The sequence below is a fragment of the Dyella sp. genome (assembly GCF_051962475.1).
Classification (GTDB): Bacteria; Pseudomonadota; Gammaproteobacteria; order Xanthomonadales; family Rhodanobacteraceae; genus Dyella_A.
Window position 1 is genome coordinate 1 of record NZ_JBQCCF010000005.1, and the last position, 15,693, is coordinate 15,693.

At 65.4% G+C, this 15,693-nt stretch carries 13 protein-coding genes; 5 read left to right on the forward strand and 8 right to left on the reverse strand.

From position 1 onward, the window contains the following. Nucleotides 1–632: 632 nt before the first annotated feature. The 6 genes from mauJ to ACTHJF_RS00410 all read right to left on the reverse strand — a co-directional run bounded on the left by mauJ (nt 633) and on the right by ACTHJF_RS00410 (nt 8,132). Nucleotides 633–1,952 (reverse strand): methylamine utilization protein MauJ, encoded by a 1,320-nt coding sequence (gene mauJ / locus ACTHJF_RS00385; protein ID WP_440265306.1) that lies wholly within the window; start codon nt 1,950–1,952, stop codon nt 633–635. Between the two features lie 177 nt (nt 1,953–2,129). Further along, the gene (locus tag ACTHJF_RS00390; protein WP_440265307.1) at nt 2,130–2,705 is read right to left on the reverse strand and encodes a hypothetical protein; all 576 of its coding nucleotides are present in this window, start codon (nt 2,703–2,705) and stop codon (nt 2,130–2,132) included. A gap of 291 nt (nt 2,706–2,996) precedes the next feature. Beyond that, on the reverse strand, nt 2,997–3,923 hold the full coding sequence (locus tag ACTHJF_RS00395) for an acyltransferase family protein (protein WP_440265308.1): 927 nt from the start codon (nt 3,921–3,923) through the stop codon (nt 2,997–2,999). Nucleotides 3,924–4,030: 107 nt separating this feature from the next. Next, nucleotides 4,031–5,197 (reverse strand): alpha/beta hydrolase family protein, encoded by a 1,167-nt coding sequence (locus ACTHJF_RS00400; RefSeq protein WP_440265344.1) that lies wholly within the window; start codon nt 5,195–5,197, stop codon nt 4,031–4,033. 54 nt (nt 5,198–5,251) lie between these two features. Continuing rightward, nucleotides 5,252–7,294, reverse strand: coding sequence for a hypothetical protein (locus tag ACTHJF_RS00405; RefSeq protein WP_440265309.1), 2,043 nt, complete (start codon nt 7,292–7,294; stop codon nt 5,252–5,254). 130 nt (nt 7,295–7,424) lie between these two features. After that, complete coding sequence (locus tag ACTHJF_RS00410; RefSeq protein ID WP_440265310.1) at nt 7,425–8,132, reverse strand: dienelactone hydrolase family protein; 708 nt, start codon at nt 8,130–8,132, stop codon at nt 7,425–7,427. Nucleotides 8,133–8,810: 678 nt separating this feature from the next. On the opposite strand from ACTHJF_RS00410, the gene ACTHJF_RS00415 reads away from it, so the two are divergent. The 5 genes from ACTHJF_RS00415 (at nt 8,811) to ACTHJF_RS00435 (ending at nt 12,873) form a co-directional block, all read left to right on the forward strand. Beyond that, a complete protein-coding gene (locus ACTHJF_RS00415; RefSeq protein WP_440265311.1) occupies nt 8,811–9,389 on the forward strand; it encodes a TetR/AcrR family transcriptional regulator in 579 nt (192 codons plus the stop codon). Then, a complete protein-coding gene (locus ACTHJF_RS00420; RefSeq protein ID WP_440265312.1) occupies nt 9,386–10,804 on the forward strand; it encodes a nitrilase-related carbon-nitrogen hydrolase in 1,419 nt (472 codons plus the stop codon). Before ACTHJF_RS00415 ends, ACTHJF_RS00420 begins: the two co-directional genes overlap by 4 nt. A gap of 305 nt (nt 10,805–11,109) precedes the next feature. After that, on the forward strand, nt 11,110–11,475 hold the full coding sequence (locus ACTHJF_RS00425; protein WP_440265313.1) for a PadR family transcriptional regulator: 366 nt from the start codon (nt 11,110–11,112) through the stop codon (nt 11,473–11,475). Beyond that, nucleotides 11,475–12,398 carry a sensor domain-containing protein gene (locus tag ACTHJF_RS00430; RefSeq protein ID WP_440265314.1) on the forward strand — a complete coding sequence of 308 codons (924 nt, stop codon included), beginning with the start codon at nt 11,475–11,477 and terminating at the stop codon, nt 12,396–12,398. The genes ACTHJF_RS00425 and ACTHJF_RS00430 overlap by 1 nt, the downstream gene beginning before the upstream one ends. Nucleotides 12,399–12,429: 31 nt before the next feature. Beyond that, the gene (locus tag ACTHJF_RS00435) at nt 12,430–12,873 is read left to right on the forward strand and encodes a DUF1579 family protein (RefSeq protein ID WP_440265315.1); all 444 of its coding nucleotides are present in this window, start codon (nt 12,430–12,432) and stop codon (nt 12,871–12,873) included. Nucleotides 12,874–12,877: 4 nt separating this feature from the next. On the opposite strand, the gene ACTHJF_RS00440 is transcribed toward ACTHJF_RS00435, so the two are convergent. Both ACTHJF_RS00440 and ACTHJF_RS00445 read right to left on the reverse strand, forming a co-directional pair. Then, entirely contained in the window at nt 12,878–14,080 is a 1,203-nt protein-coding gene (locus ACTHJF_RS00440; protein WP_440265316.1) for a DUF1501 domain-containing protein, read from the reverse strand. A gap of 17 nt (nt 14,081–14,097) precedes the next feature. Then, a complete protein-coding gene (locus tag ACTHJF_RS00445; RefSeq protein ID WP_440265317.1) occupies nt 14,098–15,660 on the reverse strand; it encodes a DUF1800 domain-containing protein in 1,563 nt (520 codons plus the stop codon). Nucleotides 15,661–15,693: the final 33 nt, after the last annotated feature.

The window sequence follows — 15,693 nt, forward strand, 5'->3', positions numbered from 1 at the left end:
GCCGAGGTCGGGCCAGGTTGGTGAGGAATCCCACGTACTCGCGCAGCTGCTTCAGCCGTAGCTGGGTGTCCTCCGGCAGGAAATAGCCGGTGACATACCGATCTTCCGAATCGATGGTCGACATGCTTGCCTCCTCGTTCCATGAAGTACCCGCACGCCGGGACAGCGACGGGAAGTCGGGAGGTTAGAAACCGCTTAGAGTCGGCGGGCGTATTTCCCTTGCGGGTGTTGTATTAGCCGCCCTCCCGACGCAGGCATCGCGTCGGTCCGTGCCTGCAACTATGCAGACACAAAAATCCCACCGGTTTGACGGAGGTGGGGACCGCTCTAAGTGGAGTTTCTACGCTCCTTGCAGCCGAGTCTGCTACCGCGGTGGAGGGGAGTCAAGGCGAGTGCAGGCTGGACGCGCGTGAAACGCGACGGAGCCGACGTTGGCTGTACCTTCGGTCGCAATCAGCCAAGTGACGACGTCTGCTTTCGGCCAGAAGCTGCCGATCGTCCGAAGCGGACGACCGAGTGCGCCAAGTCCATTGCTCATCGAACCCCATCCTCCCGTGATCGCGTGATTGACGTAGTTCAAGTGACCCCGTTCCTCCCTCGCCCACGCTAAAGCCACGCAACGCTTACCGCATTCATCCTATTCCTTGTGCATTTGCCTGACGGAACGCCTCGACGGCTTCCGCCACTGCTTCCTCTGGATTCCTAGGGATGATGTTCACTGGAATGACCACCTCGCAGTCCACAGGCTCCAGCCCTTCCACGCGAAGTTCCACCACGGCATTTCCAATCACACGGTGAAAAACGGTGTAGAACTCGCGAACATCGTCCTCGGTCGGCGAGTGCTCGTCGTTCTGCAGCAAGCTGCCGTTGTCTAATTGCGTGTGAATCTGCCCCTTCCGGAAGTCCAGCACGAACGCAAACATCATGGTCATGCGCTCGTTGAAGAGGAGCACCCTTGCAGCCCCCTCATGCACAGCGTCCACTCGCAGGGTGAGGCGACTGAGGCCTGGCATGGGATCGTCCGGCCACAAACTGAGCCCGACAGCCAATCGATCCAGGCCCAGTTCCTCATCGGGTGTTCCGCCAGCTTTGAGCACAGCGAGCATCCCAGCATCAATCAGCGGTTCCCACGGCTCGATGCGATTGCGGGTTCGATAAAGCTCCCGTGCGGTCGGCACCTTCAACTCACTGGCAATGTAGTGCCTAGCCAGTTCTCGCATCAACACCAAGTCGGCGACAATCCTCCGGCGATCGGCCGGGATGTCGGGATCAACGATGCCACCGCCGAAGGATGCGTGCGCCACGGCATTTCGACCGCTGTCATACAGGTGGAGGCCCACGTCAATACCATCTGCACGCAGTTGGGCAACTCGGGCTCCCGCATCGCCGGTCATGAGACCCACGTGGCGAGCAAACCAATCGGCGCGGTCAGAACCTTTTTGGTATTGCGATTCAATAACTTTGAAGTAACTCAGGAATGCATAGCTGTCGTGGATCCTGGTCAGACGTTGCCCTTCTCGCCAGAACGCCAACGCAATGCGGACGTTCTCCGGCTCAACGATCGGCATGTGGTTGCAATCAAAGCCTCGGTCTCCGAACTGGCCCACCTCGGAATAGGCCTGTCGCATTTGCGCCCCAAAGCCTATGGGGTGGCTGCCTTGGATGGTTTCGACCACATCCACGTATCCGTTCAAGAACCATCCCAGCACGGAGGTCAGCCGGTAAACCCTCGCCAGGCTCTCTTCAATCTGTTGTGGGTTCCCCGGCACGGCAATAGCCGGCGCAGTGGGTTGCTGCCCGTTTTCGGTGCCGCGCAGGATGAAATCGTCCCCGGCGTATTGAATCCACACATCCTTTTTCGGCCACGGAATGGAGCTTGCCACCGCGGCGGACAACCACCCCATCCGGCTGCGAAGCTTTCGCTGCACCTCCTCGCCAAACACGTGGCGCACATACGGAGTCCGCATAGTTCCTCCCCTATGTTTTCGCTCCAGCACTGACCTTACCGGCATCCGGCTAAGCGGACGGAGGCAAGGTCGCACCGACCGTCAGTTTGGGGTCGAGATAGGATCTTGCAGCATGCATCTTAGCTCGCTCAACTCTCGACCAAGGCTTCGCCGAATGATGGATTAGGGATCACACCCTATCGCCAAATGCCAACTGGATGTACGCAGGGCCAGCCACTCACCGTATTTGTCAATGTTGTTGAGCAGGCCGCGAATGTCTTCGATCATCATCACCGAATACGTGATGCCATACGCGCCTATCGTGCTTAAGCCATGGACTGCCTTTTCATCCTTGGAGTCTTTGGTCATGAATACGATCGAATCCGTTCCATCCAGCCGCTTTGCTGCCCAGTGAGCAAACATGTTCCGGAACGGCCTCCTGAACTCGATTTCGTCGAGCTTTGCCAGATCACCACTTAACTGGCCATCGGATGGAAAAGCTTTGACGATGCCCTCTTTCACCACCTCAACTAGCTCGAATGTTTCGAATTTCTTCCTCAGCTGCAAGAAACCCTTTGCGCAGAGAATCTCCACCACCCTACGTAGGTTCAGTTCATTGAAGCTGAACATCAAAATTACTTTCCCAATGAGCAAGGCATCTTCGTCCCGAAGGCTTTTCAACCCGCCCACTCCCACCTGCTCGAATCGCGCCTTCGCAGCGGCGACCTGTTCCGATTCATGTGCTCTAGGTATTGCCATGACTCTCTCCATGAGGTGACCTTCTAAGGTCCGCTTTGGGTCGAAAGCAGACTTTGCCCCATAAGTTTAGGGATAGCCCTCTTCGGTCAGGCGCAGTGGCCTACTCGCCCCTTCCCTCAAATTGGCCGGCGGCTTTCACGAGCTTAGGAATCGCCAGCTACACCGTGCTCCACAACTGCGCCACGTTCGACTCGTCCGCATCCTTGCCGCTCGCGCCGAAGACGGCGACCTGGTAGCGGCCGTTCCCGCGCGTGGTTCGGGCGGACATCTCCTACCCGAACGGGATCGCCGCTATCCCTCCGAAACAGCGCATGGGTTGTCCAGTGCGGTGTTCCTCCATCGCTGACCTGGCTTGAAGCGCAGCGCTTTCTTTTCTACGAGGTGCCAGGAGGCCGTCGCTAGAGCGAGCGTTACCGGAACGGTGATGGACAGCAGCTCAAGGTAGGGCGTTTGCCTCCCCAGCAGGGCAACGCCTATTTGCTGCACGGGCCAGGCGTAGATGTAGATGCCGTAGGAGAGATCGCCGATTTTCGGGATGTCTCGCAGGCCCGGCCAGGAGCGCAGGCCGATCGCGATCGTCAGGGGCGGGACGACGAATGCGAGGCCGAGTTTGGTCTGATGCATGTGGATGAGTGCATAGCCCGTCACCATGAACAACAGGGTCGGCAGGAGCTTGCGTAGGTACGGGTAGGCGCGAAGCAGGCTTCCGGCGGCGAAGTAGAGCCCGAAGTACGCCAGGATCGTGTTGCCGGACTGCCAACCCGACAGCGCGAAGTAGCCAAACAAACCCGCGGCCAGCACGAGTGAAGCGCGCCGAGTGGCCACGCCCGCCACCAGCAGGAGTGCGTAGCAGGCGACCTCGTATTTGATGGTCCAAAGCGATCCGTTGGTGAGGTGCCTGGGGTTATCGGGAAACCCTGTCAGCCCGAGCGCGGCGATCACCGCCCAGGTCAGCGGCATGGATACGCACAGGGCCGGCGCCATCCGTAAGGTGCGGCGGGCGGCAAAGCGCAGCATGTTCGGGTCGTTCAGCCAGCTGGAGGTGACCAGGTAGCCGCTGATCGAGAAGAAGATGAGCACGCCAAGGTTGCCGAACGAATGGTCTCCAACGAGCCTTGGTTCCCACCGGCCGGACAGGGCGAACTGATGGCTGACCAGGACCAGGAAGGCGCCCATGAGCCGCAAGGCATCGAAATTATTGCGCGGTGCGTTGTTCATGCCTCTTCATCCCCCCGTTTGCTACGGACCATAGAGCTTGGGGATGGCGCTGGGGCGTCGAATTCAGGTCCGCCTTGGGCCGGGGCGGACTCCCGGTATCTCTCTGGTCAGAGTCCACTTTTCCTGCGCAGGTCGGCTTGAGCGACAGCCTTCGATCTCGACGGTTCGCGCACTTTGTCCGTCAACACTTTGAACGCCTGCCCGATCTGCTCCGACGTGAATCCGCAATGCCCTTCGCCGACCGGCGGCAGCACCGTTGGCGCGCGGCCGTGCGCGGCCTGCACCATGGCCGGGTAGACCGACTGGAAGTGCGCGGTGATGAGCGGGTCGTCGTGGTTGTACTGCAGCACCAGCGGCTTGTGGACGTTGCCGCTGAGCGAGGTGGCTGTTGCCAGGTAGCGCATGGCCTGCGGATCGCCGGTATAGCGGTGCACGCTGCGATTGAACGCCACATCGTTGCCGAAGCCGGCATAGTCGGTTCGACGGTTGTCGACCGGCAGGCCCTTGGCGCGCGTGATCATCTGGTGCAGCACCAGGTAGTGCACGCCGAGGGCGGCGGCCAGGCTACCGCGCGATACCTGGGCGTGCCGGGCGAGAATCTGTGCGGCGGCTTCGTTGGTTTTCAGGGCGCCATCCACCGCTTGCATCACCTGCATCTGGTTGAGCGTGGGGGCCGTGGGATTGGCGAGCCCGCCTGGCGGCAGCCCCGCGACATGGGGAAAGAAGTCGTCGAAGGCCACCAGCGAGGTCAGCAGATCGTCGGCAACGCGCGTGCCCGGTACGTTGGCGCCGCACAGCGACAACGCGCCGTCGTAGTGCTGACCAAGATGCTCCAGGCTGGACAGCACCACGTAGCCACCCATTGAGAAACCGACGAGCCAGGTGCGCTTCGGTTGGCCGTGCTTGCGGGTGAACCTGGTGCGCAGGCGCTCGTTGTCGCGCAGCGCGTCATCCACCGCCCAGCCCTGAGTGGCGTAACTGCTCTGCGCCACCGCATAACCGGCCGCAAGGAACACCGGCGCTTCGTCGCCCAGCGGTTTGGGTGTGGGGCGCGGCGTGCCGATCGGCTCGAAGCCATGCAGCAGCATTACCAGCTCGCCGTTCCAGTGCGCGGGGATGTCCACCCGGTAGGGCGCGCCTCGCAGGACGCCGGTGTCGGTTGCGGAGGCAACGGTCGTGTTCTGTTCCTGGGCGGTGTCGCGCGCCTGTGCCATGCCCATCACACTCAAGGCGAGGGCGACGACAACGGCTGTAAGTCGAGGTTTCCTGATCATCTGGAGCAACTCCTTGCCTGGTGATGGGAATGCAGCTCCGTGCGACGGTGTGCGTCATTCACCACAGTGCTGATGCGACACTTTCGCCGGCTCCGGAATCGCCAGATACACCGTGCTCCACAGCTGCGCCGCGTTCGATTCGTCCGCGTCTTTGCCGCTCGCGCCGAAGGCGGCGACCTGGTAGCGGCCGTCGGCGTAGCGCCAGGACCACAGCTCGGAGTTGCTCATGTCGCGGGTGGCGTCGATGGCCTGCCACAGGCAGGCCTGGGCGCCTTGCAGGTTGCGGCGCGTGGCGGCGGGAAGGTCGGTGCGGGCGAGCTGGCGTGCGAGGCCGGCGGCGGTGAGGGCCTGTTGCCACGACCACACCACGGTGCCGTGGTAGGCACCGGGGGTGAAGCGCGCCTGTTCCGCGGCCGTCGCGAACGCAGGGTTGGCGACAAACATGCCGACCGGCGTCATCAGGCCGGCGGGGAAGGGGCGGCGCAGCAGTTCGGCTTCGGCGTCGAGCTGCGCGGGGCTGGGCTTGCCGAACAGCAGGGCGAAGCCGCCGTCGCTGTTCTGCACGCGGATCGGCTGGCCGCTGGCGTCCAGCGACAGCGCCTGGAACTGCACGGGCTGGTCGCCGATGGCCTTGAGCGCCGGCGTGGCCGGTACGTCCACCGCCTTGGCGTAGGTGGTGATGGCCTGTCGGGCGGCGGCGCTGTCCACGGTGACGGTGAACAGCGCGGGCGCCTTGTCGCGCCACACGGCGGCGGCATGGGCGAGGCCGGCGAGCATCGCCTGGTCCTGCTTGCTGGCGTATGGCGCGAGCAGGCCGCTGCGGTACAGCGCGCTGGCCGCGTCGAGCGCGGCGGGAATGAGGATCGCGTTGACGTCGTAGGCATAGCGGCCGCCGCCCAGACCGTCGTTGCTGTCGCGCCAGTCACCCACCGGCACGCCGGGCTTGAGCGAGACGAGGTTCGTCGCGGTAGGAGTGGCGGCGAAGGCCCGCGTTTGCGCGGCGACGTAGCGCAGGTTGCGCATCAGCGCCTCGCCCGCATGCGCGTCGCCGAGCTTGCGGGCGAGGAAGGCCTTGGCGCGGCCGCGGCCGCGCGCGTCGTCGAGCAGCCAGGCCTGCGTCACCGGGGCGAGCAGGAAGTCGCTGTCGACCATCTTGTAGTCGTAGACGGGTGCGTCGGAGCGCGAGCCGTCCGTCTTCATGTGATCGAGGATGGCGAACTCGCCGATGTCTTCCTCGTGCGCCACCTGGCCGTCGGGCGAGAGCCGCTCGAGCACCGAGCGCAGGCCGGTTTCCACTGCTTGTGGTTGCAGTGCGGGCATCAGCAGGCGCACCGACATCAGCGTGTCGCGTCCAAAGTAGGTGTCGAAGCGCCACGAGCCGGCGAGGTATTTCTCGCGGTAGCTGAGGAAGCCCAGCGCCTCGCGTGCGGCGCGGTCGTCGCGCGCGGTGGCGTTGAGCAGGTCGTGGCCGGAGACCGGGGTGAGCGGCGTTTCGCCGGAGAGCGCGGTGATCTTCAGCGTGATCGTGCCGTCGCTGGCGGCGACGAAGTGGCCATCACGCAGCGCGCCGTGCATGGCGGTGACGCTCAACGCGTAGCCGGGTGCGCCATCGAGGCGGTCGCGCGACCAGGCGAGCGTGTTGCCATCGGTGCGCGCGTTGGTGAGCACATCCTTCGGCGCGATGCCCTGGCCCTGGTAGTCGCGTAGCACGCGGATGCTGGAGAGCAGCGCCTGCTTCGGCGCCAGCGTCGGCGTGTGCAGCGTGGCGGTGAAGCGCACACCGTGCAGCGGGCGGCCCTTGGCGTCGGATTGCGTGAGCGGCGTGGCTGGGCCGTCGAGCGTCCACGTGGCCGGCGCAGCCACCGGATCGAACCACAACCCCACGCCGCTGTTGCCGGCAGGGAAGGCGACGATCAGTCGTGGGTCGGTGCCCGAGCGCAGCACGATGTGCGCGGCGACGTCGCCCTGGCGCACGAAGCGGTTGAGGTTGAGCCCCTCGCTGCGGTCGAACGTTTCGGGCGTGGCCCCGTGCGCGAGTTGCGCCGCGCCCAGCATCGTCCACACGCCCGCCATTACCACCCATTGCCTTGCACGCATCGATCCGGTCCTCGTCGCTGGAAGCGTTCTGCATCCTAGCGCCCGCACGCCCCGGTGGGGTGGTCGCCACAAACGCAGCGGCCCGGGATGCGGGGCATCCCGGGCCGCAAGGGCAATGCGTATCAGACGATCACGCCCAGAGCGTGCGACCGAAGAAGGTCAGCGTGCGGTCCCACGCGTACTGCGCCCACACCGCGTCGTACTGGATGCGGCTGATGCGGCCGGGGCCGGCAGCGGTCTCGTTGGCGAAACCGTGATGGGCCAGGTAGCGGTGGAACTCGGCATTCACGCCGGACTGCTTGAAGACGGCCTCCAGCTTGTCGACGTTCTCGATCGGGAAGAACTCGTCTTGCGTGGCCCAGTGGCCGAGTACCGGGGCGGTGATCTTGCCGGCGTCGATGTATTCCAGCGGCGGCATGCCGTACCAGGTGGCTCCGGCATCCACCGCCACGCCCTGGCCGAGCGCCAGCACCGTCAGCGCGCCGCCCATGCAGAAGCCGGTGAGGCCGACCTTGCGCGAATGCTGGCGCAGGAACGCCACCGCGCCGGCGATGTCCTGCGTGGCGGCGTCGGCGAAGTTCAGGCCTTCCATCAGGTGGTGCGCCTCCTCTTCCTCCACCGTGCTCTTGCCGCGGTAGAGATCGGGCACCAACGCGAAGTAGCCGCAGCGCGCGAGGCGATCGGCCACCCCGCGGACCTGGTCGTTCAGTCCCCACCATTCCTGGATCACCACGATGGCCGGCGCGCCTTTCGTCTGCGCCGGTGTGGCCAGATAACCCTGCACGTCCTTACCGTCGGGCCGCTTGAAACTCACCATGGAACCGCTGTGTGTCGTCACGACATGTCTCCTGTGTGGGTGGAGTGGCAATCGGGGCTTGCGGCGGTGAACGCGCGCCGCGAGCGGCCTTTCAGCGTAGCGCATGGGAGTGGTACGAGCGCCGCGGTGGGATGTCGCCGCGACCGCCGGGTGCGCGTGGACGCCTGGTCGCTGCGACCGCCAGCTTTAGCCCTCTCCCCTGAGCTTGCTCGGGGGAGAGGGTTGGGTGAGGGGGGCTCAGGATGCTGGTGGCTCATCAGCGTGGCGGTTGTCGCCGGGAAGCAAAGAGCCTCCCCCTCACCCCGGCCCTCTCCCCCGAACGATGGAGCTGTTCAGAGGAGAGCGAGCAAGGCGCGGGTTTCGGGCTGGCGCGGTGTTCGCGGCTTTAGCCCTCTCCCCTGAGCTTGCTCGGGGGAGAGGGTTGGGTGAGGGGGGCTTGGGGTGCTGGTGGCTCTTCAACGTGACGGTTGTCGCCGGAAAGCGAAAAATCTCCCCTCACCCCGACTCTCCCCCGAACGGCGCTGACGGGCGGAATTTGCGCGCTGGTTGTTGGATCAGTGGGTTAGCTGACTGATGCCGTGGGCGATTGCTTCACTTGGCAGGCAAAGCGTGTACGTAAGCGGGGCGTGCCAGGGCGCCTGGCACCGTGGCCGTGAGACCGGCTTGTGTACTTAGTACTCGCTTGTGTACAGTGTACGCATGACCAAGGACCGCATACTCTCGGCCGCGAAAGCAGTGCTCGAATCCGCAGGATTCGAGGGGCTGACCATCCGCAAGGTCGCTCAGCGAGCAAACCTTTCGCCGATGGCGCTCTACCGCCATTTCAAGAACAAGGACGAGCTGGTCAACGCCCTCATGCAAGACGGTATCTCCGCATGGGAGGCGATCGTTCGCGGCATCCGCACCCGGGACCCGGTGGCGTGGCTGCAGGCGCTCATGGAGGCCTATCTCGATTTCGCGCTCACGCAGCCACACCGGTTCGACGCGGCGTTCTTCCTGCCTGCGCCTGCGGCGCGCCAGTTTCCGGACGATTTCGCCGCGGGCCGCTCGCCGGCGATTGCACTCGCAATGGCTCGCATCGATCAGGCGAAGGCCGATGGCCGGTTCCGCGACGAGCCGACGCTCGGGATCGCTGTGGCGCTCGCGGCCTACGGACAGGGGTTCGTATCGATGCAGCGCGCCAGGCGTTTCGCGAGCGACAAGCAGTTCAAGGCGCTGTACCGAGCAGCGCAGCGCCAGTTTCTCGATTCCCTCAAACCCTCCGGGAAAAACGAATGATCACCCTGCTGGCCGCCCTGTTGAGCGGCATCATGTTTTACCTCTCACAGGGATACGACCAGGTCTGGGCCCTGGTCTGGCTCGCGCCGGTTCCGCTGTTGTGGCTCGCCTATGGCAATACGCGCACATGGCAGGTGATCGGGGCGAGTGCCGTCGCGCTCCTCGGCGGCGAGGGCTATTTCCTGCAATCCCCCTACCTTCACCTCATACCGCCGCTCGTCCTCACGTCGGCACTGGCGGTCGACGTCGGGCTGTTTTGCGTCGCGGTATGGTTTGCTCGCTTCGTGCAGCGCCGGGCATCACCGCTCCTGACGCTGTTTGCGTTTCCGGCAAGCTGGACGGCCTTCGAATTCCTGATGGAGCTGCACTCCCCGAACGGCACCTACGGATCGCTCGTTTACAGCACGATGGCAGCGCCCGTCCTGATCCAGAGCGCATCGCTCTTGGGGATGTACGCCGTCACGTTCCTGATCTGCCTTTTTGCGAATACCCTCGCCATGGCGCTGCGGCCCAAGCGAGACATGGCTGCAGTTGGCCTCGGCCTGACGATCTGTGCGGCCAATGTGGTGTTCGGTATCGTGCGGCTCGGGCACGCGCAGCCCGACGTCCTGCGGGTGGCAGGAATCGTCGATGAGACGGCTGTAGCAGATTCCTGGCGGGCGAAGACCGTGTCCGCCGATCTCGCAGTGACCGAAACCTTTGCGCGCGAGATCCGTGCAGCTGCCCGGGAAGGCGCCAGGTTCGTGGTTACGCCAGAAGGCGGCATGGCATCGATCCCTGCCGAACAGGGCGCGATCGTTGCGCCGCTCGTAGCCGCCGCCAGGGATACGGGTGTGCAGATCATCGCCGGCTTCCACTCCGAGACGCCGGCCGCCGACTTCGCGCTTGCGATCACGCCCGATGGCAGGATTCAGCGCTACGACAAACGCCACCCGGTGCCGGGTCTCGAGGACAATTTCACGCCGGGTCATGTCTCGGGCTGGTTGGGCGATGGCCGTGCGGAGGAGATCTGCAAGGACATGGATTTCCCCGACACCATTCGTTCTGATGCCGCGAAGGGCGTCCGCCTGATGGGTGTGCCTGCGGGCGACATGGGCATCGATGGCTGGCAGCACGGCATCATGTCCGTTATGCGCGGCGTCGAAGGCGGGTTCTCGATCGTGCGTGCCGCCCATGATGGCCTGGTGTTCGCCAGCGACGCCCAAGGGCGTCTGGTGGCCCTCAAGAAGGTTGCGCCTGCGGGCTCAACCGTGATCGTCGCCGACCTGCCGCTGGGACCCGGGCCAACGCTCTATACGCGGATCGGCAACGTCTTCCCGTGGCTGTGCGGGATCTTCGCTCTCGCGCTTGGCGCTGGGCTGCTGGTTTGGCGGCGGTTGCGAAGCGCCGCCCTGTTGCCGAGCGTTGAAAATTGACCAGGAAGGCGCGGTCCTGCGCACCGAAGATTGACCAGGGATTTCCAACCTGATCTGCGGGATTCATGGCCCAGCAGGTGCTCCCAGGGTGGTCGGACTTCGACGCGCAGAAGCGGTCAGTTTTCAGTGACCGCCAACAACCAATGTTTGCCCTCCGCCCCTGACACCATTGTTTGTACGACATGCACAAACATTGGTGTCATGCCCAATCCGCCGTTTGCAGCGGCCCATGACTTCATGCCCATACACTAGTCATAACTTCGCACTATGCTTCATCCCGACACAGGTAGCAGGGCGGGTATGCCGTGGATGAAGACGTCGTCAGTGCGCTGAAGAAGTTCCAGAAGGAGCTGTCGGCGGGCACCGTCTCGCTGGCGTTGCTCGCGGTGCTAGGGCGCTCGCGCCAGCCGATGTACGGCTACCAGATCGCCAAGCGGCTGGAGGAGGCGGGCGAGGGGGTGCTGGCCGGCAAGCAGAGTGCGCTGTACCCGGTGCTGCGCAATCTGGAGGCGGCGGGGCTGCTCGCTAGCGAGGTAGAGCCATCCGTGAGCGGGCCGCCCCGCCGCTATTACCGCATTACCAAAGCGGGGCGCGAGGTGCTGCGCGAGTGGATCGCGGCATGGCACGCCACGCGCGATTCGGTGGACCGGATTCTTGAGGGAGAGCTGTGATGACTGCACCACGCACGATTGCCGATTACCTCGCGCAGCTGCGCGATGCGCTGCGCGGCGCGGACCCCGCGCTGATCCAGGACGCGTTGTACGACGCTGAGGAGCACCTGCGCGCCGAGCTGGCCGACCAGCCCAACCGCAGCGAGGCCGAGATGCTGGCCCAGGTGGTGGGCAGCTACGGCGCGCCAGACGAAGTGGCGGAGATCTATCGCGACCAGGAGATCACCATCCAGCGCGCCCTGCGCCCGCCGCCGGCGCCGAAGCGGCGCTCGCTGATCGGCCGCTTCTTCGGTGTGGCTGCGGACGTGCGCACCTGGGGTTCGCTCTTCTACATGCTGCTGGCGCTGGGTACCGGCATCGCTTACTTCGTGCTGGTGGTTGTGGGCATGTCGCTGTCGGCCGGACTGTCGGTGCTGATCATTGGCGTTCCGTTCATCGTGCTGTTCTTCGGCACGGTGCGGGTGCTGGCCTTGATGGAAGGGCGCATCGTGGAGGCGATGCTGGGTGTGCGCATGCCGCGGCGGCCGCCGTATCCGTCTCCCGGCACCACGCTGATGAAGCGCATCGGCGCGATGTTCACCGACCCGCGCACCTGGACCACGATGTTCTACATGGTGCTGATGCTGCCGCTGGGTATCGCCTACTTCACGCTCACCGTGACGCTGATGACGGTCGCGCTGGGACTCATGGCCGCACCGTTCGCCCGGCTGGTCGATGTCGATGGGATCAATCGCGTGTTCGTCGATGGCACCCTCACCGTCGACTGGGGCTTCGGCCCACACGTGCCGGGCTGGAGCGAGCTGATTGCGATGGGCGTGATCGGCGTGCTGCTGTTCTTCACCACGCTGCACCTGGTGCGCGGGCTGGGCCGGCTGCAGGGCCAGCTGGCCAAGCACCTTCTAGTGGCGGGTGCGGCGCGCTGATCGACAACAGGCAAGGCGAAGGAGGTATTCCATGGCGGACAGATGGCATTGGCTGGCGGGAACCTGGGAAGGCGAGGAGCACATCTCGGCCACGCGCTGGGGGCCGGCGGGTCGGGCCCGCGGCTTCATCGAGGCCCGGATCGAACTGGGCGGGCGGCTGCTGGTGCAGGACTACCGCGAAGAGCGCGACGGGCAGCCGGCACTACAGGTGCACGCCGTGTTCGTGGCCGAGCCGGATGATCGCGTGGCGCTGTACTGGTTCGACAGCTATGGCTTCGTGCCGCAGGAGCCGGCGGTCGGGACATTGCAGGGCGACAGCCTGGTGATCGTGCGGCGCTCGCCGCGCGGGCAGACGCAGCATCGCTACACGCCCATCGACAACGACCGTTACCGCTTCGAGCTGGCCAGCTCGTTCGATCAGGGCATGAGCTGGGAGCCGGTGCTGCAGGCCACCTACCAGCGCACCGGCGGCTGACACCTCACACCAGCCCCAGATCCTTCGGCCGGGCCTGCGGAAACACCGCCTGCAGCTGGTTGCCGCTCAGGCCCCAGAGTCGCTGCAGCACCCCGCCGAGCACGTCGCGGTAGTTGTTGAGCACGGGGTAGTCGCGGTTCTGCAGCAGGTTGGGCTGGGTGACGGCCACCTGCTCGCCGACGATGCGGCCGCCGCGCACGCCGCCGCCTAGCACCCAGTACGTGGTGCCGTGGCCGTGGTCGGTGCCCTTGTCGCCGTTCTCGCGGAAGGTGCGGCCGAACTCCGAGAGCACCACCACCGTGGTGTGGTTCCACTCCTCGCCCAGCGCGTCGGCGTAGGCGGCGAGGCCCTCGCCCAGGTTGCGCAAGTTGTTGGCCAGGCCGCCGGTGACGCTGCCCTGGTTGACGTGGGTGTCCCAGCCGCCCACGTCGACGAAGCCCAGCCGGTACTGCTCGCGCATCAGCGTGGCGATGCGGCGCGTCTCGCTGGCGAAGTTGCGTGCGCTGGGCGCGCCGCGGCTGGCGGCGGTCATCTCCTGCATCAGGTCCTGGGTGACGTTCTTGCGCAGCGCCAAGCCATCGGCCGAGGCGGCGGCGAGCGCGGTGCCGCGGTACATGCCGGCGAGGATGTCTGCCTGACGGTCGTTGAAGTGCGCTTTGGTGTTGCCCTTGAGCGAGATGTTGGGGATGTCTTTCGCGGCGCCCTGGAAGCTCAGCGGCAAATTGCCGGTGAAGGCAATCGCCGGTGTTCCGGTGAGCTGGCCGGACAGCCGCGCCATGAAGCCGGAGCGGTAGTTGCCCGTGTGATCCCGCGGCTCGCCGCGCTCGATGTTGTCCTGCGTCTCGAAGTGGCTGCGCGAGAGGTCGTCGGTGCCGGCGAACGGCACGAACGCCACCTGCTTTTTCTGCCACAGCGGGTAGATGGAATCGCGCAGCACCGGGTTGAGGCTCCAGTGGCTGTCCAGCGGCAGGGCGCTGTTCGGGTTGCTGGGGTCGGGTCGGGCGATCGCCAACGTGGGCCGCGACTCGTAGTAGAAGTCGCTGCCGGCGGGCACCAGCAGGTTGTTGCAGTCGTAGCCGCCGCGCAGGAACACCAGCAGGAAGCGCGGTGTGCTGGCGGGTGCTGCAAACAGCCGGCTGGAAAACGAGAACGCCGGGGCGGCGAGTGCGGCGGCGGCCGCGGTGCGGAGAAACTGGCGACGATCCATGGTGGGAGCCTCTTCTCTCAGCGGGTGTTGAAGTCGGGGGAAGCGAGCAGGAAGGTGTTCCACTCGGCCGGCGATTTCGCCTGCGCCAGGGCGTCGCGCGTGTGCGGTGACAGCCACGGTTGCATGGTCTGCGCGAACAGCGGGCCATTCAGTGCCGGCGGGTCGGGGCGCATGTGTGGCGGCCTCGGGCCGGCGTCGTCGTCGGCCTCAGGCTCGAACAGCCGGCTACGGCCGCTGCCGATCATGCCGGCGATGTCGAAGCGTTTGGCCATCTGTCCCGAGCCGGACCAGCTGGCGTTGTCCAGCGGCCAGCCGTCCGGCGTGATGCGGCCGTAGATCGGCTCGCCCATCTGCTGCAGCGCGCCCACCAGCGGCTGCGCGTTGCTGATCGGCCGGCCATCCAGGCTCACGCGCATCGCCGAGACGAGAAACTGCATCGGGTCCTTGAACTTGCCGCCCGCGGTGGCGGTGAGCTCCTTCGAGGTGAACAGCGTGCGCAGCACGGCGGCGATGTCGCCGTCGGTGCGCTGGAAGGTTTTCGCCATGGCGTCCACCAGCGCGGGAGGCGGATCGTCGGCCACGAAGTACTGCGCCAGTTGCCTCGACACGAAGTGCGCGCAGGCTGGCTGGCTGACGATCAGATCCACCGCCTGCTCCACTTCTTCGAAGCCGCCACCGCGGATGCGATGACCGAGAAAGGTCTTGTCGCTGTCGTCGTGGCGGGCCGGGTTGAACTCGAACAGCCCGTTCTGCACCACGCCCGGTCGCGTGCCGCCGAAGCGGGCGAAACGCCGCCCATTTTTCATCTGATGCGGGCGCATTACGCCCACGCCGGTGAGGATCAGCGCCAGTTGCTGCACGTCCTGCTGGGTGTAGCCGCTGCCCACGCCCAGCGTGTGCAGCTCCATCAGCTCGCGCGCGTAGTTCTCGTTGACCTTGCCCTTGGCGTTCTGCGCGTTGTCCAAGTACACCAGCATCGCCGGGCTCTCCAGCGTGGCCATCACCAGGTCGCGGAACTTGCCCAGCGCGTGCGGGCGGATCACGTGCTCCTCGTAGTCCGCTGCCAGCAGCTTCACCGGCCCCTTGGCGCCGTACACGCTGAAGTGGTTCAGCCAGAACCACACCATCTGCTCCTTCAGCGGGTTGCTGCCGTAGATGGCGTGCAGCAGCTCGGCTTGCTGGGCCTGGCGCAGCAGCTTGCGGCCGTCCTTCTGCGCAGCCTTCTTCGCAGCCACCTTGGCGTCGCCATCCGGCATGGCCTTCACCTGCTTCAGCGCGTCGCGATAGCGCTTCAACAGGCCCAGCGGTGGCGTGTTGATCGCATCGTAGCTGTCCAGCAATTGCTGGATGGGCGGGGGCAGGGTGTCGTCGTGATCGGCCAGCGCCTCATCGAGCCAACCGTCGCGACCGAGCTGGCGATAGCGTGCGAGCGTGGCGCTGTCCACGCCGAAGCTGGCCCGGCGCAGCCAGGCGATGTCGTCGTGGGAGAGTGGGGCGGCAGCGGGGCGGGCGAGCCCGGGCGTGGCGCCGGCCGTAGCCAGCAGCAAACCAGCGGCGAGCGAGGCGAAGGTGCGGCGCATGCGAAGCCATCCGTGCAGTGGGCGATGCGATGG

Coding starts and splice junctions, on each gene's coding strand:
- ACTHJF_RS00390 (WP_440265307.1), bottom strand. CDS start 2,705: ATGGCAATACCTAGAGCACATGAATCGGAACAGGTCGCCGCTGCGAAG.
- ACTHJF_RS00395 (WP_440265308.1), bottom strand. CDS start 3,923: ATGAACAACGCACCGCGCAATAATTTCGATGCCTTGCGGCTCATGGGC.
- ACTHJF_RS00445 (WP_440265317.1), bottom strand. CDS start 15,660: ATGCGCCGCACCTTCGCCTCGCTCGCCGCTGGTTTGCTGCTGGCTACG.
- ACTHJF_RS00440 (WP_440265316.1), bottom strand. CDS start 14,080: ATGGATCGTCGCCAGTTTCTCCGCACCGCGGCCGCCGCCGCACTCGCC.
- ACTHJF_RS00415 (WP_440265311.1), top strand. CDS start 8,811: ATGACCAAGGACCGCATACTCTCGGCCGCGAAAGCAGTGCTCGAATCC.
- ACTHJF_RS00435 (WP_440265315.1), top strand. CDS start 12,430: ATGGCGGACAGATGGCATTGGCTGGCGGGAACCTGGGAAGGCGAGGAG.
- ACTHJF_RS00430 (WP_440265314.1), top strand. CDS start 11,475: ATGACTGCACCACGCACGATTGCCGATTACCTCGCGCAGCTGCGCGAT.
- ACTHJF_RS00405 (WP_440265309.1), bottom strand. CDS start 7,294: ATGCGTGCAAGGCAATGGGTGGTAATGGCGGGCGTGTGGACGATGCTG.
- ACTHJF_RS00400 (WP_440265344.1), bottom strand. CDS start 5,197: ATGATCAGGAAACCTCGACTTACAGCCGTTGTCGTCGCCCTCGCCTTG.
- ACTHJF_RS00420 (WP_440265312.1), top strand. CDS start 9,386: ATGATCACCCTGCTGGCCGCCCTGTTGAGCGGCATCATGTTTTACCTC.